Source organism: Methylocystis sp. H4A (assembly GCF_015709545.1).
Classification (GTDB): Bacteria; Pseudomonadota; Alphaproteobacteria; order Rhizobiales; family Beijerinckiaceae; genus Methylocystis; species Methylocystis silviterrae.
Window position 1 is genome coordinate 41,531 of sequence record NZ_JADNQY010000025.1, and the last position, 22,027, is coordinate 63,557.

10 protein-coding genes are annotated in these 22,027 nt (G+C 65.0%); 5 read left to right on the plus strand and 5 right to left on the minus strand.

What is annotated here, in order from left to right; genetic code table 11:
* Nucleotides 1-165: 165 nt before the first annotated feature.
* The 3 genes from IYW40_RS11795 to IYW40_RS11805 are packed head-to-tail and all read right to left on the minus strand — an operon-like array spanning nucleotide 166 to nucleotide 13,536.
* A complete protein-coding gene (locus IYW40_RS11795; RefSeq protein WP_246720757.1) occupies nucleotides 166-2,508 on the minus strand; it encodes a transglycosylase domain-containing protein in 2,343 nt (780 codons plus the stop codon).
* Nucleotides 2,509-2,512: 4 nt separating this feature from the next.
* Entirely contained in the window at nucleotides 2,513-8,353 is a 5,841-nt protein-coding gene (locus IYW40_RS11800; protein ID WP_246720758.1) for an MG2 domain-containing protein, read from the minus strand.
* A gap of 17 nt (nucleotides 8,354-8,370) precedes the next feature.
* Entirely contained in the window at nucleotides 8,371-13,536 is a 5,166-nt protein-coding gene (locus IYW40_RS11805; protein WP_246720759.1) for a hypothetical protein, read from the minus strand.
* A 180-nt stretch (nucleotides 13,537-13,716) separates the two neighbouring features.
* Here IYW40_RS11805 and IYW40_RS11810 point away from each other — a divergent pair, with 180 nt between their 5' ends.
* A complete protein-coding gene (locus tag IYW40_RS11810) occupies nucleotides 13,717-14,109 on the plus strand; it encodes an SH3 domain-containing protein (RefSeq protein WP_196400601.1) in 393 nt (130 codons plus the stop codon).
* A 1-nt stretch (nucleotide 14,110) separates the two neighbouring features.
* Here the strand turns inward: IYW40_RS11810 and IYW40_RS22115 are convergent, their stop codons facing one another.
* A complete protein-coding gene (locus tag IYW40_RS22115) occupies nucleotides 14,111-16,360 on the minus strand; it encodes a lytic transglycosylase domain-containing protein (protein WP_196400602.1) in 2,250 nt (749 codons plus the stop codon).
* Between the two features lie 222 nt (nucleotides 16,361-16,582).
* On the opposite strand from IYW40_RS22115, the gene dapA reads away from it, so the two are divergent.
* Both dapA and smpB read left to right on the plus strand, forming a co-directional pair.
* Nucleotides 16,583-17,476: a 4-hydroxy-tetrahydrodipicolinate synthase gene (gene dapA, locus IYW40_RS11820; RefSeq protein ID WP_196400603.1), complete on the plus strand. Its 894-nt coding sequence runs from the start codon at nucleotides 16,583-16,585 to the stop codon at nucleotides 17,474-17,476.
* A 158-nt stretch (nucleotides 17,477-17,634) separates the two neighbouring features.
* Nucleotides 17,635-18,111: an SsrA-binding protein SmpB gene (gene smpB, locus IYW40_RS11825; protein WP_196394704.1), complete on the plus strand. Its 477-nt coding sequence runs from the start codon at nucleotides 17,635-17,637 to the stop codon at nucleotides 18,109-18,111.
* A gap of 73 nt (nucleotides 18,112-18,184) precedes the next feature.
* Here the strand turns inward: smpB and IYW40_RS11830 are convergent, their stop codons facing one another.
* A complete protein-coding gene (locus IYW40_RS11830) occupies nucleotides 18,185-18,796 on the minus strand; it encodes an NYN domain-containing protein (RefSeq protein WP_196400604.1) in 612 nt (203 codons plus the stop codon).
* Between the two features lie 389 nt (nucleotides 18,797-19,185).
* Between IYW40_RS11830 and rpoZ the strand changes: the two genes are divergently transcribed.
* Together rpoZ and IYW40_RS11840 are read left to right on the plus strand one after the other, a co-directional pair.
* A complete protein-coding gene (gene rpoZ, locus IYW40_RS11835; protein ID WP_196400605.1) occupies nucleotides 19,186-19,572 on the plus strand; it encodes a DNA-directed RNA polymerase subunit omega in 387 nt (128 codons plus the stop codon).
* 241 nt (nucleotides 19,573-19,813) lie between these two features.
* Complete coding sequence (locus IYW40_RS11840; protein WP_196400606.1) at nucleotides 19,814-22,021, plus strand: bifunctional (p)ppGpp synthetase/guanosine-3',5'-bis(diphosphate) 3'-pyrophosphohydrolase; 2,208 nt, start codon at nucleotides 19,814-19,816, stop codon at nucleotides 22,019-22,021.
* Nucleotides 22,022-22,027 lie beyond the last annotated feature (6 nt).

Sequence of the window (22,027 nt, forward strand, 5' to 3'; positions counted from 1 at the left end):
AGTGACGAAAGTCGAGCCGCCTTCCCCCGCAGAGGCGGCCACTGGGATGTGTCATTCCCGACGCGCGAAGCGCGATCGGGAATCCAGCAACCGCCAATGATGACGTTGCCGTGGATTCCCGATCAGGCCTTTGGCCTGTCGGGAATGACAAACCCAGCCGTCCACTCACTCGATCACAACCTTCACCGTGCGCGATGCGACCGGCACAAGCGCAAGCCGCGCCTGAATGCGATGTCTGCCGGGCGTCATCGGCCAGAACACGGTTTCGTCCGCCTGCGCCGTGGCGAAGGGTTCCCCGTCGATCGTCCAGACGATCTGCGCATCTGCGCCTGTTGGCGCGAGCTTCAATGCGAGTCGGTTGAAGCGCTCGGGCTGCTCCGGGTTTCGCCAGATATGTGTGTTGTGTTCCGGCGTCGCGATGACGAGCGGCGCGACGCTCATTGCTTGAGGGTTGCACGTATGATCCGCTTCCTCACCCTGCGGAGCGCCTGAAAGGCGCGTCTCGAAGGTTGGCGGCGCGCAGAGCGCTGTTTCTGGAACATCCTTCGAGACGCCGCTTCGCGGCTCCTCAGGATGAGGACGCGGATGTTGCGTTTGGCTCCAACGGGCGTCTTCCGGCTTCACCCATTCACGCAGCGTCTGCGCGCAGTCGGCGCCGCCATCGGCGCGACAGAGATCGATGGCGACGCGTCCCGGCGGCGGCGCAAAAGTTTCCGGCGCGATGTCTCCGGGCTTGGCGTCATGCAGCTTCGCCAGCACGGCGTGGGCAATCCGCGCCGCCGATGAAACGCCCGTCATCGCGCGCATCGCGCCGGCGTCGCCGCGCCCGAGCCACACGCCGACGATGAATCTATGCGAAAAGGCGATCGTCCAGGCGTCGCGATAGGCTTGCGACGTGCCGGTCTTCACGGCGACGGCGAACGGATATTCGAGCGGCCCGTAGCGCGGAAAGGAAGGAAGGCGCGCCTGCGGGTCGGAGAGCATCGAGGCGATCAGCCGCGCGCTGTCGACCGACAATACGCGCCGCGCCGGACGTCGCGATTCGTCGCGCGTGAACGCAAGGTCGCGCATGATCCCGTCGTCGGCGAGCGCGGCATAGGCGCGCATCACGTCTTCAAGCCGCGCCGGCAAGGCGCCGATCGCCATCGAAATTCCGAAACTCTCCGCCGGCGTTTCGAGATCGTGCAGGCCGAGGTCGCGAAGAAAGTTGAAATTCGGCTCAAGCCCGACGCGTCTCAGCAGATTTGTCGCTGGCACATTGCGGGAATTGGCGAGCGCCTGACGGGGCGTCAGCGGTCCAAGATAGAGCCCGTCGGCGTTCGACACGCCCGACGCGCCTTCGGGAATGTCGTTCAAAAGATCCGTGGTCTTGAGCACGCCGCGCTCGAACGCCAGCGCAAAGATGAAGGGCTTCAATGTCGAGCCGGGAGAACGCCGCACGCGGGTGAAATCGAATGCCCCGGCCTGCGGGTCGTTATAGTCGGAGGAGCCGACGTCGGCGATGACGGCGTTCGTTCCTCGCTCAACGACCATCACCGCGACCTGCCGCGCGCCGCGGCGGCGGAAATTTGAAAGATAGCGGCGGGCGAGCCGCAGAACGTCCTGTTCGACCGCCAAATCGATCGTCGCATTGATGCGCCGGTCATTGTCCGCGACGGTGCGCACCAGGCCCTCGCGCGCCAGCGCTTCGTAACGCAGCGCCAGATGCAGCGTTTCGGGGCGGCGCTTGGCGTCGAGCGGCCGCATATGATCGAGCTCGGCGCACGCCAGCGCCGCCTGCGCGGCGTCGAGCGCGCCTTCTTCTTCGAGCCGCGCGATAGCGTGACGCGCGCGCGCTGTCGCCAGTGTCAGACCGCTCTCGCGTGTGATGTTCATCCGTCCTGGCGATTGTGGAATGGCGGCGAGCAGCGCCGACTGCGCCCAGGAGAGGTCTTCGACCGGCTTGTCGAAATAAAAGCGCGCGGCATGGGCGACGCCATGGCCGTTCAATCCGTAAGGCGCGAGGCGCAGATAATGCGCCAGCGTCGCTTCATGGCCGTTGCGCGCGACGATGGCGAGCGCCGTCGCCGCCTGCATCAGCTTTTCGGCGAATGAGCGCGGCCTCTCGCCTTGCATGCGTGCGACCTGCATGGCGATCGTCGAGGCGCCTTCGCGTCTGCCGCGCGTCGTCAGATTGCGCCATGCGGCGCGCAGCAGCGCGCGGCCGTCAACGCCGGGATGATCGTAAAAGCGGCGGTCTTCGAGAGCGAGCGTCGCGCGCGCCATGCGCTGCGGAATGGCGGCGAGCGGCCAATAGCCGTAATCGACGCGCGGGGTTTTGGTCGTAGGATCGCGCGTCTTGTCGCCGATCTGCGTGAGAAAGGCGCCGTTGCGATCGTAGACGATGGCGCTGGCGCGGGGCGCGACGAGTTCGGCGCGCGACAGCGCCGCGTGCGAGAGCCAGGCGGCGCCTGCCATGATCGCTGCAGTGAGAGCGAGAGTGATGCCACGCACAAAGCCGTTTGCCATGTGCCTATTTCCCAATCTCCACTTTCGCGCCGGCGCTCGTCGCCCGAAGACCTTTCTTGTACATCGCCTCGACAAGCGCCGGCGGCTGCGTATAGGCGCCCGCCGTTTGCGCGCGGAGGCGAAAGGCGAAGCGATAGGTTCCTTTGGGAAGAGAATCGTAGGCGTAGAACACCCGGTCGTCGCCAAACGCGACCCAACTAGGCTGCAGCGTCGGCGCAATCGAGGGCTGCGCTTCAGCGGGCGCCGTGGCGAGATTGGGATTGAGCGGCTCGAAGCCCGCCGCGAGCGGGATCGAGAGCGCGATATGCGTGCGATCCTCGGGATTGACCACTTCCGCCGTCTCTTCGATGAGATCGCCCTGCTTCACCTGCAGAACGCCATCGCGGACGTCGATCTTTTCCGGGGCCTTGCCGCTTTCGATGCGCCATCCCTGACGCGTGATCGTAAAGCCGTCGCTCGTCGCTTGAGCCTTGGCGCCCGGCTCCGCCGGCATATAACGGGTCTCGATCATCGCGACGAGCGGCGCGTTGGAGCCGTTGGCGATCTTCAGCGGCGCGTCGCTGCTGGAGACATGGCGCACGACCGGCGTATTGGCGTCGAGCGTCAGCGCGCGATCCTGTCCGCCATCATTGAAGGTCACGCCGATCGACGCGGTCGGCCGCCGCCACCCCTCGGCCAGCGCTTCGATCGCGGCGGCGTCGGCGTTGGTCGTTCCCCAACCGTCGCCTTCGCCAAGCCGCAACAGCGCGTCGCGCAGCGCGTTGGCGCGAGGATCCCCGGAGGCCGTCAGCGCCGCGGCGCGCACCATTTCAGCGAGGCTGCGAGTCTCGGAAGGCAGAATAATCGGCGAGGCGCTTTCAGTCGCCTGTCCCGCATAGACCTGCACGCCATTGCGGCTCGCGAATTTCACGCGGCTCCACATCGTATCGATCAGCGCCGCGAGCGCGCGCTGATCGACATTGGGGAGAAGCGCGGCGGCGGAGGCCATCTGCGCGACGCTGGTATTGGGCAGGAAGTCGGCGCGCCGCGAAAATTCCGCGACATAGGAGTCGTCGAGCTTGCCGCCTTCGGCGAGCGCTGCGAGGGCTTCAACGCGCTCGCGCAATTCATCGCCCGACAGCAGTCGCGGATAATCGGAGCGTAGCGACAATTTCAGGATATTGGCGAGACGATCCAGAAGCGTCTTGTCGATCGGCTCGCCGGCGCGCTCCGCCCGCGCAAGGAAGTCATAAGACCAGGCGGTCAGCGAGACATTGCCGCGCGCCCGCGGCCAGAAGGCGACGAGACCGTCCGCGTCGATCGACTGGTCGATGATTTGCGCCGTCGATTTCACATTGGCGGAGACGCGATCCTCGAGCCCCGCCGCCGCGAGAATTGGCCCGAAGCTCTTCAGCGCCAGCCCGCCGCGCGCGAGCGACAGCCGTTGCTCGGTGCAGCCGTAAGGATATTCGACGAGCGCATTCAATCCGGCGACGAGCCTTACGAGCGAGGGGTCGGCGGCGACGATCGCTTCGCGCGAGAAGCTCCCCGGCCGCGCCTGCTCGCCAGTGGGAGCAAGCGTCTTGGTTTGGCCGGGCGCGATCTCGACCAATTCGAAGCGGTGCGTCGCCTCGCGATCCTGCTTCACCGGCAGAGCGATTTCGACCGCGTCTTTCGCGCGGTCGGCGTCGCGCTCAATGCGGAAGCCGAGCGTCACGTCGCCGGCGAGTTGGGCCGGCGCTGCGGCGCGCAGATCGATGCGCACTGGTCTATTCTGCGCCCATTCGATTTTGCGGCTGGTCTCGCCCGAGAGCGTCAGCGCGGGCGCGGAGATCGACGCCTTGCCGGCGCCGCCCGGTCCTTCGACGATGCGCGCGACGAGGCCGATGTCGAATGAATCGCCCGGCCGAATGAAGCGCGGCAGCGCCGGCTGCGCGACGAGCGCCTGTCGGATCAGAATTTCGCCGCCCGCGGCGCCGAAGCGATCCGGCCCGCTGACCGCCTTGGCGCGCAGCTTGAACACGGTCAGCGTATCGGGAAGCTGCACTTTGATTTTGGCGACGCCGTCGGGGCCGATCTTCACGCTCGGCAGATAGATCGGCACGGGCGTGAAATTCTTGCGCACGGAAATATTGTTCTCAGCGCCCCATTCCTGCAGTTCGTCGCCGTCGCCGCCGGCGATCTCTTCGAGCGGAATGACGCCGAAGGCCATGTTGCGCGTGTCCCGCGCCGCCATTTTGGTTTCGCGCTCGACGATGAAGTCGGGCAACGGATCGAGCGGGCGTTCCTTTGCAAGCGACAGCACCGCCTGATCGACCATCCAGAAGGTCGCTTCGCCGGCGAGTGGCTTGCCGGCGTCGTCGGAAAGCCGTAGCGCGACCTCGATCGCGTCGCCCGGGCGCGCCTTGGCCGGATGTTCGATCTTCACATTGACAATGTTTTTGACCGGCGTGACGTCGATCCATTTCGTCGCTGCGATGGTGACGGGCTTGCCTTGGTCGAAACTCGCCGTCGGCTGCGGCGGCGCATCCTTCAGCCGCCCCCGCATGATCAGAAAATGCACGGCGAGCTTTGGCGTCTGCTCTTTTCTGACCGGCAGAGCATAGCGGCCGAAGCCATTGGCGATGTCGACGAACTCATAATCATAGACGCCGCTCGGCTGTTCGACGATGGCGAGCGCGCGCGCATTCTGGAACGGCGACTGGATAATCAGCGTCGCCGTTTCGCCCGGCGCATATTTGTCCTTGTCGGTCGTGATTGTCGCGGATTCGGCTGGCGGCCGCGCGAAAGTGACGGGCGTATCGCCGCCGACGAAGAAGTCGACGCTCACCTGCTGACGGCGCTTGAGCCTGTCATAGGCCTCCAGCTGCACGACATAGACGCCGGCGTCGCGCGTCGCCAATTCGACCTTCTGCGCCTCCTTGGCGCTCGTCACCTTGCGTTCGATCAGAACGTCGTCCTGCGTCTGCGTGACATATTTCGCCGCGCCCTGGGCGAAGTCGGACGCCTGCAGCGTTGAAATCCAGTTGCGCTTGATGAGCCGCAGCGTCATCTCGAGACCGACGACCGGCTCGCCCTTGCCGTCAATGGCGATGAGCTCCGGCGTCACGGCGCCGGGACGCTCGACATAGCGGGGCGTTTTCACGCCGAGCACGAAAGGCGGCAGCGCGATGACATTCTGCACATTGCGCACTTCTATGCCGTCGTCGCCCGTCACCGTCGCTTCGATGGAGTAGCGGCGCGGCTGCGCCGTCGGCTCGATCGCGGTGTCGAAGGTCATGCGCGCGGCGCCGCCGGCGTCGGTGCGCTGATCGCGCTCGAGCACGGCGGTCGATTTAAACTTGCCGTCGCCGGAGAAGCGCGCGTCGGTCGAAAAGAGAAAGCCTTCGCGCCCCGGCGGCGTGAAGACATGCGGAAATTGCGCGGCCCGCCATTTGACGGGGCGCTCCGCCGCAAGTCCGCCAGCGAAATAGCGGGCGAGGAGATCGACGTCGAAGGTCCCGTCGAGCGCAACGGTCTGCGGCGCATTGAGCACGACCTCAAACGTCGGTAATCGATAGGCTTCTTTCTTGAACGCGAACTGGCCGCAGGAAATGTCCTGAGCGGGCTCGGCCGCTTCGCTCTCTCCCTCAGCTGGTTCTTCCGTTTCGCTCTTCTGCGCTTCCGGCTTCTTCGCCTTTTTCCGCGCATCCGGTTCGAACCGCGCCGAATAGTCGCCGGTCGCCTGGGTTTGCGCGTCGAATTTGTGATAGAAGCCGCCGCTCGCGTCGAGCTTCACCGGAATGCGCCATTCCTGATTGGCGGGCCCTGTCACGACAAGCGTTCCGCCCGTCTTGGTGAGGCTCAGCGCGCCGCCGCGGTAGCTGCGCACGAAGCCTTTGATGTGCGCGAATTCTTCCGGCCGATAAATGGGCCGCTCCGAGAAGAGATGGCAGAGCGTGCGCGGCTTTTCAGCGCGCGGCTGGTCAGCCTCGCTCGTCCAGGCGAGCCATTCCGACTCCGGCTTCGACCAGATTTCCCGCGAATATTCCGAAGGCGCGCTGTTGGGATCGATGACAAGCGTATCGAGCCCCTTGTTCGCTACGATGCGGCGCGCTTCGCCGGCGCCGCGCTTGTCGGGGGTCCAGGAAAAGAAGCCCGAAGCGTCGGTGGTTCCGCTCGCGAGCGTGACGAATTTTTCGTCCTTGATCCCTTCGACGCGGATTTGCACGCCGCTCACGGGCTGCGTCGTCGACAGCGAAGTGACCGCGAAACGCACACGCGTCGGCTCTTCGATGGCGGACAGCGAGAGATCGGTGATCTGCACGCGCAGCCAGCGGCGCTTATCGTCATCGACCGCGCGCAGGCCGACGAGATAGGTCCCCGGTTGGTCGCGGCCGCTGACTTTGGCGAAATCCTCCTTGAGATCGACGCCGAACTTCGCGTCCGGGCCATTGCGGCGGATCGGCAGATCGACGAGCCGCGACACTGCGGGCGATCCTAGCGACTTGATGCGCTGCTTGATCGCCTCCGCCTCGATGTTGGCGGTCTCGCTCCACGACTTCGGCTCGTTGCCGGGCAGGGGCGGCGCGTCGGAATCGCTCGTCTCGACGCCATGCGCCGGGAAGGGGAAGAAGTCGCGCGACAGCGGATCGATGGCGTGGATGCGGATGTCGGCGCGATCATAGCCGCGGCCGCGCAGCGGCAGAAGTTGCGGGCCGAAGCGCTCGGCGACGCCATAGCCCGCGTCCCATTGCAGCGCCGGCGCGTCGCGGGTGAAGGCGAAGCGCTGCGAGAACGCGCTCGCCAGCGCGCGTCCCTGCGAGTCTTTCAGCGCGCCTTCCGTGATGGAGAGTTCGTAGACCTGGTCCGACAGGAATTTCGCGACAAGACGCAGTCGCCTGCCGTCGGTTTCGACGGCAAGATCGTCGACGGGCGGCGTGATGCGCAGCGCTTCGCGCGCGCGCAGAATGTCGATCGTCTCGGGCGTCGCATTAAAGGAGAGCGTGAGCTGCCGCTTGCTCGCCGGCGCATAGGGGATGGCGGCGGCGTCGCCTTCTTCGTCGCCGCTCTCGGGCGTCGTAAGATAGGATGCGCAGCGCAACACGTTTTCGGCGCGGTCGTCGCTCCAGCCGTGGCCGCAGCTCGCCTCCGTCGCCGCGAAGGGCGGCGCGGTGCGCAGCCGCAATTCATAGGTCTGGTCGTCGAGTCCGGCTTCGTCGGAAAGCCGCAGCCGCAGGATGGCGACGCGGCCATCGGCGATCCGTTCACGGAAGCGGACGACGTAGGTCTGCTCCTCGGCGCGCTCGCCCCGCTCCAGCGCGCGGATTTCATAGGCGGAAGCGCTGAGCATTTGTCCGCCTTGCGGCGAAACGCCAGGCGAGGGACGCACTTCGATCGTGAGCAGCCGCGTCAGCGCGGCGACGTCGACCGGCTCGGCGAAGGTGAGGGCGATCTGCGTCAGTTCGAGCTGCGGATCGGCGCCCTCGGCGGGATTGGTGGAACGCGGCGTCGGCAGCAGCGCGACGAGTCTGGTCTCCGCCGCGCCGAGCTTCACGTCGACGCGCGACAGTGGCTTCCAGGCGTCGGCAGGCCGAAATTGCAGCGCGCGCGGACCGAGCCAGCGCCATTCGCCGGCGGGCTGCGGGGTCATCGCCACATATTTTTGCGGCGTGTCTTCCGCTCCGCCGGCCTTCGGCCCCGTGTCGCTAGAGAAGAAGACCGTCACCGGATCATAGGCGCGCAAAAATCGATCGGGCGCGACGCGCGCGCCGTCGGCGCGTTGCGCGCGGTCGAAGACAGGCGGGGTTTCCGCGCGCAGCGGCGCCGCGGCGCCAAGAAACACGCCAAGAAATGCGCAAAGAGAGAGAAGCAGAAGTTTTTTCATCGCCGCGCCTTTCGAAATCATTGCGCCTTGCTTTTCTTCATGCCGGCCTTGTCGAGCAGCTCGGCGACGAACTCCGCCGGCGGCGCGTTCACTGGCGGCGACAGCCCGACGATCGCGACGCGGATCGTCGTCGCCGGCGCGTCGGCGGGCGTGCGCGCCTCGATAAAATAGCGGCCGGGCGAAAGCGTCATCGTTTGCGCGACGCCTTCGCCGAGCGTCTTGCCTTGCGCATCCATGAGCCGCGCGCTGACTCGGTCGGGCTCCGCGCGCACGCCGAGGCCGATGTTGCGCGCGTCCTTCACCTCGAAGCTGAAGAGCGCGCTTGCGCCAGGCGAAATCGCCACCGCGTCGTTCACGCCTTCATGCGCCTCAGTAACGGGCTGCGTCGAAATATCGAGCATGCCGGACAGCGCGCCGTCATAAGGCGCGTAAATGTCGAGCGTCGCTTCGCCCGGCGTCATGTAGCGATGGAGATCGACGCCATTCGCGAAAGCGAGCGTCTCCCGCCTGCCATTTTGCGTGAAACCGACGATCGCCGGCGCGCCGCCCGTCGCTCTCAACAGCGCGGGCCTATCGCTCTTGATCGAAAAGCGCATCGCGGCGCCCTCGAGCGCCATGCGCTGCGGCGGATTGAGCGCGCGCGCCGAGGCCGCGGGCCAGGGCGATGCACCGGCGCGCTCGATCCAGAAGGCGACGAGCCCGGGGCCGTGCTCGATGATCGCTTCGCCCGCGCCGTCGAGCGCGATATTGTCGCCGCGCGTGATCCGGCCGCTGTTCGATATCACCGTCGCCTGCGCGCCGCTGACAATGAGCCTGTCGTTTTGCTGCGCGTCGAGCGGCAGCGAGATTTGTCCTGCATTGGCGAAGAACCGCGTGAATGCGCGCGTTGCGTCGAGCCGTCTGTTCTCGCCAGTCTCGCGCGCGATGCGCGCCGGCAGCGCCGCCTGCGTCATATTGACGAGAAGCACGCGCGATTTGACGCCGTGCAGAATGCGCGAGGTGGCAGCGCCATCGCTGAAGACGACGCGCGGCTGCGCAAAAGCGGCGAGCCCGCCGGCGAGGTCGAGCGCGAGCGGCCCGGCGGCGTCGTCCATATCGACGGGCTGCGCGCTCATCGGCGCGATGATCCCCGAAAACAGCGCGCCGCCTTTCACCGCCGGCCGCGTCTCGACGTCGATCGCGCTCAGCGCGACGCGCATCGCCGCGCTTCCTTCACCGTTCCAGAGCGCAAGCGGCGTATCGCCAGCGAGCGCCAGCGCCGCGCCCTTTGCCACGCCGACGCCGTGTCCGCCGTCGAGCGCCGGCTGCGCGAAGGCGGACCGGGCGAGCCACAGCCGCAACTTGCCGGCGGCTGGCGCGAGCGGAACGAGATGGGCGCGTTCGCTTTCGCCGATGTCGAGCGAAATCTCGGCGCCCTTCCAGTCGAAAGCGGCGACGCCGGTCCGGGAGGCGCAGTCGCCGCGCCCCATCAGCCACAATTCCTGTGCTTGCGGCGCGAGCGGTCCGGAGCGCGCCGCGCGCAATAATGTCCCCGCAACAGAGCCGGCGGCGATATTCTCTTGCGTCGCCAGCGTCACGAGGGCCGCGTCGGGTGTTGCAACCTTGGCGACGCAGACCCCGGCGACGCCGTCGACCGGATCAAGGGCGACTTCGCCAAGCCTGCGCGCGCGCCGTTCGACCGCGCGCGCGGCGAGCGAAATCGGCGCGTTTTCGCCGCCGATCGTCCAGACGACCGCGCGCATTTCGCCTTCGCCGGCCGCAGGCCAGGCCGCGACGGGCGCGCGCCCGCGCTCGACGCCGATGGCGCGCCATGGGCCGCCAGCGTCGCGCCGCTCGATGGAGATGGCGACATCGGCTTCGGAGCGCGCCGCAATCAGCGCGAGACTCGCCGGGGGCGCAGGCGGCAGAGAAAGGATATGCGCGCCTGCGCCGCTCAGCGTCTTCTCGCCAGAGAACGTCAGCGCGCCGTCATTCTTCTCAATGGGCAGCGCCAGGCGAAGCTCGACGCCGCTGAGAGGCGCGTCCTCGCTTTCCACGGCTTCTCCTTCATTGGAAACTTCTTCGGTTTCCTCGCTGGGCGCTTCTTCAACCTCCGCAGGGGCGCGCGGCTCAGCGCCAAGCTTTTCGAGTTCGAGCCGGTAATTTCCGGCAGGCAGCCGTCGCGACAATGCAACGTTCCAATCGTCGGCGCGCGGCTGCAGGCGCTCGATCACATCGCCCCCGCCGTCTTTCAGCACGCCGATTGCTTCGATGTCTCCGAAGCTCGAAAGGTCGACGACGCTGTCCTTCGCCAGCGAAAAATCGACGCGAGTCGGAGGTTCGACGACGCGCCGCGCATCGGGCTGCAATTCTTTCGAGTCGAGCGAAACTTCGTAGTCGAGACGGTCGTCATGGGCGAGGCTTCGCGCCTCGATCCGATAATCTCCTGCCGATAGTTTCGACTTGAATGGCCTCCCTGCGACAACTTTGCCGATGCTTTCCTTCTCGCCCCTAAAAATCTCGCCAACCATGCCTTCGCCGATCGAAAGATCGATCTTTGCGTCGCCATAGAGCGCGAAGCGCCAGACATCGGGCGTGCGCGGCGCATCGCGCGCCTGCGGCTCGCGCCATTGCAGTTTTTGCTCCTTACCGAAGGGCAGGGGATGCGGACCATGGCCTTCGAGCGTCTTCGCGGCGACGATTGGCGTCAGTCGCGCCGCCATGCGCGCCTCGACGTCTCTCGGCAGGACGACCAGCCGATAGACGCCTTTCTCGAACCGCCGCGTGACTCGCTGCATTTCGCCTGGCGCCGCGAGCGGCCAGCCGTCGGCGTCCTCCAATCTTGCGCGCCATTTCTGTTTCAGGCCGAGAAGCTCGATGCGATATTCGCCGTCGCGGGTGATCTCGATCGGCACGATCGCGCCCTTGCCGGAATCGAGCGTCGCGCGCGCGATTCCCGCATCGACAAGTTTCGCCGTCGGCGCGAGAGTCGCAGGCGAAACGGCAAGGCCCAAATGGCCGGAAGAGTCCTTCGCGGTGACGGCCGCGCGATAGGCGCCGGCGCGCAGAAATGCCGTCACCAGCGCATTGTCGCCGGGTCCATTCGCGTCGCCTTCGCCAAGCCGCGGCGAAACAGTCGCGCCGACGCGCAGCGCGGTCTTCATGCGCCCCAGCGTTTCGACCCGGTAAAGGCCACCTTGGGGCACGTCGAAGCGCATGCGTTTCGTTTCGTCGCGGCCAAGATCAAAAAAAGCCGGACGCGCGACTGAGGCTGAAAGCGGGGTGGACGCGGGCTTGCCTGCTTCATCCACCTTTGCCGGCGTCGGTTCGGGAACGAAGATGAGGCCCAGCGCGCGCGGTTTTTCCGACGCCGCGATCTTTATTGTCGCGAGACGCTGCGCGTTCTCTTCCTTTTGATCGCCGAAGGTCAGCGCGACATCGGCGCCATGCCAATCGCGCGCAATCGCCTTGCCGGTCTTGGGAAGCCGTACCGGCAGCGCGACGTCCTTGCCTGCGTCCTGCCAGAGCGCCAATGGCGCCTTGTCGAGTTCAACGGGAAGCGCGACGACGCGCGGCCCGGTTAGGAGTTGCGGCGCGACATTCGTCAGGATGAGATAGGAGCCGTCCCTTTCGAGAGCCGGCGTCCCGAAGGAAAGTGTGGAGCGCGAAGGCGCGGTTGCAGGCGCTGATACGGCGAGGCCAGGAGGCCCGAGCGTCACGTCGATCACGCCGCCGGAATCGCCCTTCGGCTCGAGCTTGAGAAAATAATAGCCCGCCTGGAGATCGTAGCGCGCCGTATTCTTTCCATCTGCGCGGGGCGCCAGCGCGCCAAGCGCCGGTTCGATCGAAGCGTCGACCTTGACGCCTTTCGCATCGATCGCGACGAGCCCGTCGCGCGTCGCCTCGAAGAGAATCGACGTTGGCCCGAACAGATTGAACTTTCCCCGCCACGCTTTTCCGGCGCCGATGCGCGGCGCGTCCGAGGCGATCACCCGCGTCCTACCGTCCTTCTCTAGGCGCGCGAAGAGCGCCGTGGCAGGGGCTTCGTCGCCGCCGTCGCCAGCAAGATCGACGCTGACAAGATGCGGTCCGGACGCTTCGAATGTTTCGCGATCCGACTGACGTAGCCCACGCAGCGAGAACGCCTGACCCTCGTAGCCGGAGACTTCAAGACGCGCGTTTGTCTTGCCGTCGGACGCGAGCCTTACGTTTGCGGACGGCGTGCGGCTGTTCTTCGAAATCGTCGCGATCTCTTTCGCGTCGTTGCGCCGCGCTTCAAGCCGCGCCGGCGTCGTCTGCGCGAGGTCGAGACGAAAGGCGTCATAGCTTGCCGGCGCGTCAAAGCGCGCGGCGCCGAAGGGGCCGATCACGCCCTCGGCGACGCCCGCCGCAAGCAGCGCCGGCTCTTCGAGCCGCAGCAAGAAGGGCTGCGCCGCATCGCCTTGCGCCCAGACGAGCTTCTCGCCGCCATAGGCGGTGACGACATAGCGCCCGGGCTCCAGCGCGCCTTCAACACGCAGCCGATTCATTGCGCGGCCCGGCTTTGTTTCGACCGTCTCCTGTTCGAAGGCGAGATCGACGAGTTCGCCTTCGCTACGCCAGACGCGCAGGTCGCTGAGCGCCCGGCCGATCGCTTCAAGGCGCACGCGACCCTCGGCGCCGACGTCGAAGGAATAGGAGCGTTGCTGCAGATCGCCGAGTTCACCGCTTTGGATGCGCCCTGGCGCGAGCGTCGGCTTCGAGGGGCTGGCTTCGACGAACGCCTGCGCGGAGAGCGCGGCCTTGCCGCTCGCGCCTTTCACGCCGAAAACCCGTAGCTTGTAGACGCCCTTATCGAGCAACGCGTCGATGCGTCCGTCGCGCAGGCCGGGCGCGCCGCTTGAGTCAAGCGGGCCGGCGATCATGTCGACGAGTTCGATGCGCGCGCCGGAGGGACTTTTTGCGCGAATCGAATAGCGGCCTGGCGCCGGCACGGCGATGAGACTCGCGCCGTCGCGATCCGCCGCCAACTCGCCTGGCGTCATGCTGATCGAGCTGGTTTTGGCTCTTGTCTCGGCGATTGCGTTCTGTGTGGCGCGCCACAACGGCTGCGCAAAATATGCCGCAAAGGCGGCGACAAGAGAAAACGCGATCCGCCGCATGAGCGCACCGTAAGCCAGCGGCGGACTTGCCGGAAAGGCCGCGCCGCCGCTGGAGTCAAGCATAGGCCGCGCGCCGCGCCTGAGTCGAGAGCCACGCGCCTCTCGTTGCGCCGACGATTCGTCCATGCCGCTGTCCCATGCGCTTCTTTGGCCGACGCCATTTGGAGCCGGCGGGAATATCTTTTAGGCTAGGTTCTGCGTCTGGGGATTGCGCGAGCGCACATCAAAACCAGGGAAGTCGGCATGCGTCGGTCGCTATTTGCCTTTGTTCTTTTCGGCGCGCTCTCCTGCGGTCAGCAGGCGGCGGCGATAAAGCTGACGCTCGCCTACCCGGCGGTGCTGCGCGCCGGTCCAGAGGAGAATTACGCGGCGATCACGACCGCGCCAGCGGGGACGGAGGTCAAAATCTTGCGCGACGATCCAAGCTGGACGCGCATCGCCATCGACAAGAGGCGTTTTTTCGTCGCGACCCTAGAGCTTGTGTTCATGTCGTCTAGGGTCACCCAGACGTCCGGCTGCGATTTCGGCTATCCCTATTCGGGCAGCAGCCAATATTTCGCCTCGCCGTTAGCGGAGTTGCGCCACAGCTGGCCGCTTGGCGAGCTGCTCGGCTATCATAACCGCTTTCCTTGCTAGATCACAGGCTGTCGCCGACGCGGGCCAGTTCGACTTGTGGCGACCGCGTGCCCGTATCCTCGAACTTCGCCCGATAGACGACGAAATTCTCCATCACCCGCTGTACGTAATTGCGCGTTTCGGTGATCGGAATCCGCTCGACCCAGTCGATCGGATCGACATTGGGCTTGCGTGGATCGCCATAGGCGTCGATCCATTGCTTCACCCGGCCGCCGCCAGCGTTGTAGGCGGCGAAGGTGAGGAGATAGGCGCCCCGATATTCGCCCAGCAGAATGCCGAGATGCGCCGCGCCGAGCTGGGCGTTGAAGGGCGGATCGCTCAGCATCCGCGACATGTCGAAGCTGACGCCGCGCATATAGGCGGTGTGCCGCGCCGTCGAGGCGATCATCTGCATCAGGCCCATGGCGCCGGCGGAGGAGACGGCCTTGGGATCGAAGGCGCTTTCCTGGCGTGCGACGGCGAAGACCATCGAACGGGACGCGGAGCCTGGAAGCGCGTTGAAATCCGGAACGCCATAGGCGGGGAAGGCGACGTCGTCGAGCGCGATTCCCCTATAGGAGGCGGCCTTGCCGTAAATGAGCGAGAGTTTCGCGTCGCCCTGGCGCGCAATGACTTCTCCGAGCGCCGCGACCTGCGCCTCGTCCTGCAAGTATTTTGCGCTATCGAGCGCAAGCGGCGCCGCGACGTCCTTCTCGCCCACGGCGAACAGCAACTCCGCGACGCGAACCGCTTCGGCTCGGCTGTCGCCGGAGGCGGCTGTCGGTGGCCGGCGAAGCGGGCGCTCGTCGGCGCCGACGCGGGAATTGGCGAGCTGCCCGTAGAACGTCGTCGAATGCGTGGCCGCCTGGAGATAGAAATTGCGCGCTTTGGAGTCATCCTCGGCGTGCGCGGTTTCCGCCGCGCGTCCCAGCCAATAATACGCGCGAGACTTTTGCAGCGGAGTCTCGGCGACCTGCGCAAGCCGCGTGAAATGGCGCTCGGCTTTGATCGGGTCGTTCAAGAACCGCAGAGCAATCCAGCCAGCGTTGAATTCGGCGTCGACCTTGTTGCTGGTCTTGGCGGCGGCGTGATCCGCGCAAAGCGTGTAAGCGGTCTGCGGATCTCCCTGGTCCAGAAGCTTGCGGGCGACGATGCGCCGCTCCTCCCACCAGGCGTCGCCGTCGACGACCTTCTCGATGTCGCGCGGCGCATTGCGCAGCAGCGCGCCCGCTTCAGCGAATTTCTTGTCGTTGCGCAGCTTGTGCACGCGTCCGTAAAGCAGTCCGGGATCGTTCTGCACAGACGCCGGCAAAGCGGCCGCCAGCTTATCGACGCCGGACATGCGCGCGCGGGCGAGCAGCGCGACGTCCTTGCCGGCGAATTCGGCGCTGCGCAAAGCGAGCGTATTCTTTCCAGCATAGAGCAGACGATCGGCGCGGAACTTGTGATCGGCCGGCGTCAGAAACTCGCCGAGCTCCTTGTTGAAGATCGTATCGAACCCCTGTCCGATATCGTCATTGCGCCAAGCGTCTCGCGCCAGCGCCGCCGCCGATTCGAAATCGCCTTCGCGTGCGATCGCCCGCGCCTGGGCATATTTGCCAAAGCCGGTGAGCGGCTTGTTGTCCGCGAACCAGGCCAGCACGCTCTTGTCGGCGTGGCGCTCGGCGACGAGCGCCTGCTCGGCGCGACGGCGCAACCAGTCGCCGGCGGGCCAGTCCGGGTGAGCCGCAAGGAATTCGGCGATGCGCTTGAACCCGGCTTCGCGGGGATGAAGCCGAAGGCCGGTCCATCGCGCGGCGTCGGCAAGCGGCGTACGGAGCCGCGACGCGGCCTCGTCGCCTTGAGCGAAATCGCCGCCTTTATACAAGGCGACCGCTTGTATGAAGCCGTCTGTGTCGTCGCCCAGCAGCGCGGCGAGACTCGCCTTTGCTGCGGCGCCATTAAGCCAGCCCTGTGCAGGAACGTAGGCGACGATCGGCGGCAGCGCGCCTTCGTCGGCGGCAAAGAGTGAACTTTCCAGAGGATGCGCCGCCTCGTCGTCAGCGTGTTTGCGGTCGACGAACTCGCGCACAGTCTCCTGCAACGTGCCGACCCGCGAGCGCCAAGCGCCGAGACTGAAAGGAATCGATGGCGTCCAGCGCCAGGAGGCCTTGCGCTTCGCCTCTCCGTCGCCAAGACGGTCAAGGCCGGTGAAAGCTGGCGCGGCGATCACGAGGGCGGCGATGCCGACCGTCAGTTTGAACCGCGTCGCGACACGTCGAGGCAACATCATCACCGCGTTTCCCTACTGGTGTGAGAAAGCTGCGCTCATTTGGTTTACGAAGGATCAACTTCGCGCGCCGGCTGTCTTCGAGCTCTGGCGTCTCCCATTATAGCGTGGGGCTTTATAGCACAGCGTGGGGCTTTCCTCGACGCAGCCCAACGGCTATGAAGGGCGATCAATCTTAGCGACGCGATTACGGCGGCTCTGAGGCGTAGGGAAAGCATTGATTCTATGAGCGTAAAGCCGATTTTTCATGGGTCGATGACGGCCCTGGTCACGCCGTTTTCCCATGGAGAGGTCGATTATGACGCACTACGCGCGCTGATTGATTGGCAGATTGAAAATGGAACGCACGGCCTCGTTCCTGTTGGCACGACGGGCGAGAGCCCGACGCTGACCCACGAGGAGCATGGGCGGGTCATCACCGAGACGATCCGCGCCGCGCGGGGGCGGGCGCCGGTCGTCGCGGGCGCAGGCTCGAACAATACCCGCGAGGCGATCGCCATCGCCGGCCACGCGGAACGGGCCGGCGCCGACGGGCTCCTCATCGTCACGCCCTACTACAATAAGCCCAATCAGGAAGGGCTTTATCTGCACTTCAAGGCGATCAACGACGCCGTCTCTATTCCCATCATCATCTACAATATCCCGCCGCGCTCGGTCATCGACATGAGCGTCGAGACCATGAAGCGCTGCGCCGAGTTGAGCAATGTCGTCGGCGTGAAGGACGCCACGGGCAACATCGGCCGCATTTCGCTCCAGCGTGAGGCGATGGGGCCGGAGTTCATCCAGCTTTCGGGCGACGATCTCACGGCGCTCGCCTGCATGGCGGCGGGCGCGCATGGCTGCATCTCGGTCGTCGCCAACATCGCGCCGCGGCTTTGCGCCGATTTGCAGAACGCCTGTCTCGCTGGCGATTACGCCAAAGCGCTGGAGATCCAGGACAGGCTGACGCCGCTGCATGTCGCGACTTTTCTTGAGGCCGGCGTCACGGGCGCGAAATACGGGTTGTCGCTTCTCGGCAAGGCTGAAGAAGAGGTGCGTCTTCCTCTGGTGCCGTGCACGCAACCGACCAAGGATCGCATACGCGCGGCGATGATCCACGCCGGCGTGCTCCCCGCCTAGAGCGCTTCCCGATCACACGGATGTGATCGATAAGGAATCGCTCGAAATCAAAATGGTGGAGCAGGTTCTCATCGAAAAAGTCTGTCAACTTTTTCGGAACCTGCTCTAAGGCGCTAGTTTCGCGTCTCTCCTTTGTCGAGACGCTTTGAGGAAAACCAGTGGCCGCAAAGCCGGATCCGAATTTCAAGGTCGTCGCCGATAATCGCAAGGCGCGCTACAATTATGAAATCGGCGAAATTTTCGAAGCGGGGCTGGCGCTGACGGGCACTGAGGTGAAGTCGCTGCGCACGGGCAAGGCGACGATCGCCGAAAGCTACGCCCATGTCGATCGGCAAGGCGAGGCATGGCTCGTCAACGCCAACATTCCCGAATATCTCGCCGGCAACCGCTTCAACCATCCGCCGAAGCGGCCGCGCAAACTGCTGCTCAAGTCGCGGGAACTCGCCAAGCTGTCGCAGGCTATTGAGCGCGAGGGCATGACGATCGTGCCGCTGAAGCTCTATTTCAACGCCAAGGGCAGGGCCAAGCTGCAAATCGCCCTAGGAAAGGGCAAGAAGCTGCACGACAAACGTGAAGTCGAAAAGAAGCGCGACTGGAGCCGCGAAAAAGGCCGGCTGTTGCGCGCGCGCGGCTGACGTCGACCTCCTAAGGTTCGGCGCCCTGAAAGTCGAGACGCCGACCCTTTGGTTTTCCGTCAGGACCGCGCCGTCACTCGCCGTCTTCTTCTTCGGCGTGAGCCGCTTGTGGCGCGGGACGAGGACGCTCCTGATACCGCTGCATGCGCTCTGCGCGTTCGCCCGGATCGCGGCCGATTTTACCCACAAGATGAATAAGGTCGATGAATTCGTCGGCCTGGCGTCGCAATTCGTCAGCGATCATCGGCGGCTGGGTGGTGATCGTCGAAATGACTGAAACTCGAACGCCGCGCCGCTGCACGGACTCGACCAGCGACCGGAAGTCGCCGTCGCCCGAGAACAGGACCATGTGGTCGATATGCCCGGCCATTTCCATGGCGTCGACCGCCAACTCGATGTCCATATTGCCTTTAACTTTGCGACGGCCGAGCGAATCGACGAATTCCTTCGTCGGCTTGGTCACGACCGCATAGCCGTTGTAGTCCAGCCAATCGATCAGAGGACGGATTGACGAATACTCTTGATCCTCGATCAACGCAGTGTAGTAGAACGCGCGGATCAGACGGCCCTTGCCCTGAAATTCGCGGAGCAACCGCTTATAATCAATATCGAATCCAAGTGATTTCGCGGTCGCGTATAAGTTCGCGCCGTCAATAAACAACGCAGTTCGTTCGATATCTGCCATCTTAGTCTCGCGGTCGGGTTAAGGTGTTAAACGCGGGCGTCGTCGGCTAACGCCGTCAACCCGCAGTTCGGCGTTTCGCTCAATCGTCCAATGTCCGGCGCCCAAATTAACGAATAGCGATTGCGCCGTTCTCGCTGCATTCGCCGGCTATTCACAGCCATCCTTAAAAAGCGCCGCACACATCTCTCGCAAATACATCGCCTCTCCATGTCACAGCGTCAAGAGGAACTGCGTTTTTTTGCGGGACGATGATTGGGCATTTTCTAGAAAAAATCCCCAAGGCAGCGTCAAAAAAAAGCGCCCGCGCGTCTAGAGCTAAGAGATTATTGCCTAATTTTCCTAATTGGCGTATCAGCGCTACTCCCGAACCAAATGGAGCTTGACAGCTGATGGCGCGCGTTACTGTCGAAGATTGCGTCGACAAGATCGAAAATCGCTTCGACCTCGTCCTTCTCGCGGCGCATCGGGCGCGGAACATTTCGTCTGGTCAGCCGATCCTCGTCGATCGCGACCGCGACAAAAATCCTGTGGTCGCCCTGCGCGAGATCGCTGAATCGGCGCTTGCGCCGGAAGACCTTTCCGAGGATTTCATCCACTCGCTGCAGCATCACGTCGAAGTCGACGAGCCGGAGGCCGAAGCGGCGCCGGCCTTGACCCCAGCGGTCGGCGGCGAACTCGAAGTCGAGGGCCCATTCGACCGGATGACGGAAGAAGACCTGCTGCGCGGTCTCGAAGGTCTGGTTCCGCCCGCCGAGGTCGAGGACGAAGCGGAGTAGGTTCGACCCGATTCCCGCGCTGGCGGGGCGTCCGCGATACGTCTCCGCCGCGACGCCTCCGCCAGAGCCGCGCCTTCGCATCGCCGCCGTTGGTCGTCGTCGCCGTTGGTCATGGCGGCCGGCGTGCGCTATTCTCGCTCAACACACTCGCCGCTCCGGCGCCGCTCGCTTGCCTTTTGCGTGGAATTTGCGCATGGACGGCGGCCGGGTCGGCGCATAACCGGTCCTTGGCGCCACGCGCATGATGCGTCAGTACGAGCTTGTCGAACGCGTGCGGAAGTATAACCCGCGCGTCGACGAGGATTTGTTAAACCGGGCTTATGTGTACGCGATGAAGGCGCATGGGGCGCAAACCCGCGCCTCCGGCGACCCTTATTTTTCCCACCCGCTCGAAGTCGCGGCGATCCTCACCGATCTGAAGCTCGACGACGCGACGATCGTGGCGGCCGTTCTGCACGATACGCTCGAAGACACCGACGCCACGCGCGAAGAGATCGATCGGCTGTTTGGCGAACAGATCGGCAAACTCGTCGAGGGCCTGACCAAGATCGAGAAGCTCGATCTGGTCACCAAACAGGCGCGGCAGGGCGAGAATTTCCGCAAATTGCTGCTCGCCGTCGCCGAAGACGTGCGCGTGCTGCTCGTCAAGCTCGCCGACCGCCTGCACAACATGCGCACGCTGCATTTCGTCCCGCAGGAAAAGCGCGCGCGCATCGCTCAGGAGACGCTCGACATCTATGCGCCGCTCGCCGGCCGCATGGGCATGCAGCGGCTGCGCGAAGAGCTCGAGGGCCTCGCCTTTCGGCATTTGATGCCGGAAGCGCATCAGACCATCGAGCAGCGACTGCATGATCTGCGCGCGAAGAACGGACGCATCATCAAGCGCATCGAGGACGAACTCACCAAGGAGTTCGAGGCGCGCGGCATCACCGCGGCGGTCACCGGACGCCAGAAGACGACCTTTTCGGTGTGGCGCAAGATGGAGCGCAAGTCGATCTCCTTCGAGCAGTTGTCCGACATCTTCGGCTTTCGGATCATCGTCGGGGCGGTGGAGGATTGCTATCGCGCGCTCGGCGTCGTGCATACGAAGTGGCCCAACGTCCCCGGCCGCTTCAAGGATTACATCTCGACGCCGAAACAGAACGACTATCGTTCGATCCATACGACGGTGATCGGTCCTGGCCACCAGCGCGTCGAACTTCAGATTCGCACCGCCGAAATGCATGAGATCGCGCGCTTCGGCATCGCCGCGCACGCGCTCTACAAGGATGCGGTCGGCGCGCATGGCCGCGAGCAGCTCGCCAAGGAAAGCCGCGCCTTCCGCTGGCTGCAGGAAACGCTCGATCTCCTCGCGCATGGCGACAATCCCGAGGAATTTCTCGAGCATACGCGCCTCGAGCTCTTTCAAGATCAGGTGTTCTGCTTCACGCCGAAGGGCGGATTGATCGCGCTGCCGCGCGGCGCGACGCCGATCGATTTCGCCTACGCCGTGCACACGAAACTCGGCGATTCAGCCGTTGGCGCGAAGATCAACGGACGCGTCGGCCCGGTGTTGTCGCAGCTGAAAAACGGCGACGAGGTCGAGATCATCCGCGCCGAAGGGCATGTGCCCCCTGCCGCCTGGGAGGGGGCGGTGGCGACCGGCAAGGCGCGCGCCGCGATCCGACGCGCGACGCGCGACGCCGTCCGCCAGCAATATGCCGGGCTCGGCCGCCAGATCGTCGAACGCGCCTTCGAGCGGGCCGGCCGCGTCTGGAGCGAAGAGAAACTGAAGGCGGCGCTGACCAGGCTCGCGCGGCCGTCGGTCGAGGACGCGCTCGCCGCCGTCGGCCGCGGCGAAATCTATTCGGGCGACGTCGTCAAAGCGGTCTATCCGGATTTCAGCGAAGAGCGCAAAGCCGCGCCCACCGCCATCGGTCCTGGGGAGCCGGGCTGGTTCGGCGTCAAGGCGAACGCCAATGTCGTCTTCAAAGCGCCCGGCGCGAAAGAGGGCAGCGGCGCGATTCCGATTCGCGGGCTGCGCGGCGACGCGCCGGTGCGTTTCGCGCCGGACGGCGGCGCCGTGCCGGGCGACCGCATCGTCGGCATTTTCACGCCGGGCGAAGGCATCACCATCTACCCGATCCAGTCGCCCTCGCTCACCGCCTTCGACGACCAGCCCGAACGCTGGCTCGACGTGCGCTGGGATATCGAAGCCGGCTCTTCGGCGCTATTTCCCGTTCGCATCGTCGTGACGGCGATCAACGAGCCGGGCACGCTCGGCGCGCTGGCGACGCTCGTCGGTGAGACCGGCGCCAATATCGACAACATCAGCTTCAAGGCGCATTCGCCGGATTTCCGCGAAATGACCTTCGATCTCGAAGTCGCCGATCTGAAACATCTGAACGGCATCGTCACGCGGCTGCGCGCGAGCGCTTTGGTGAGCAAGGTCGAGCGGATGATTGGGTAGTTGGAG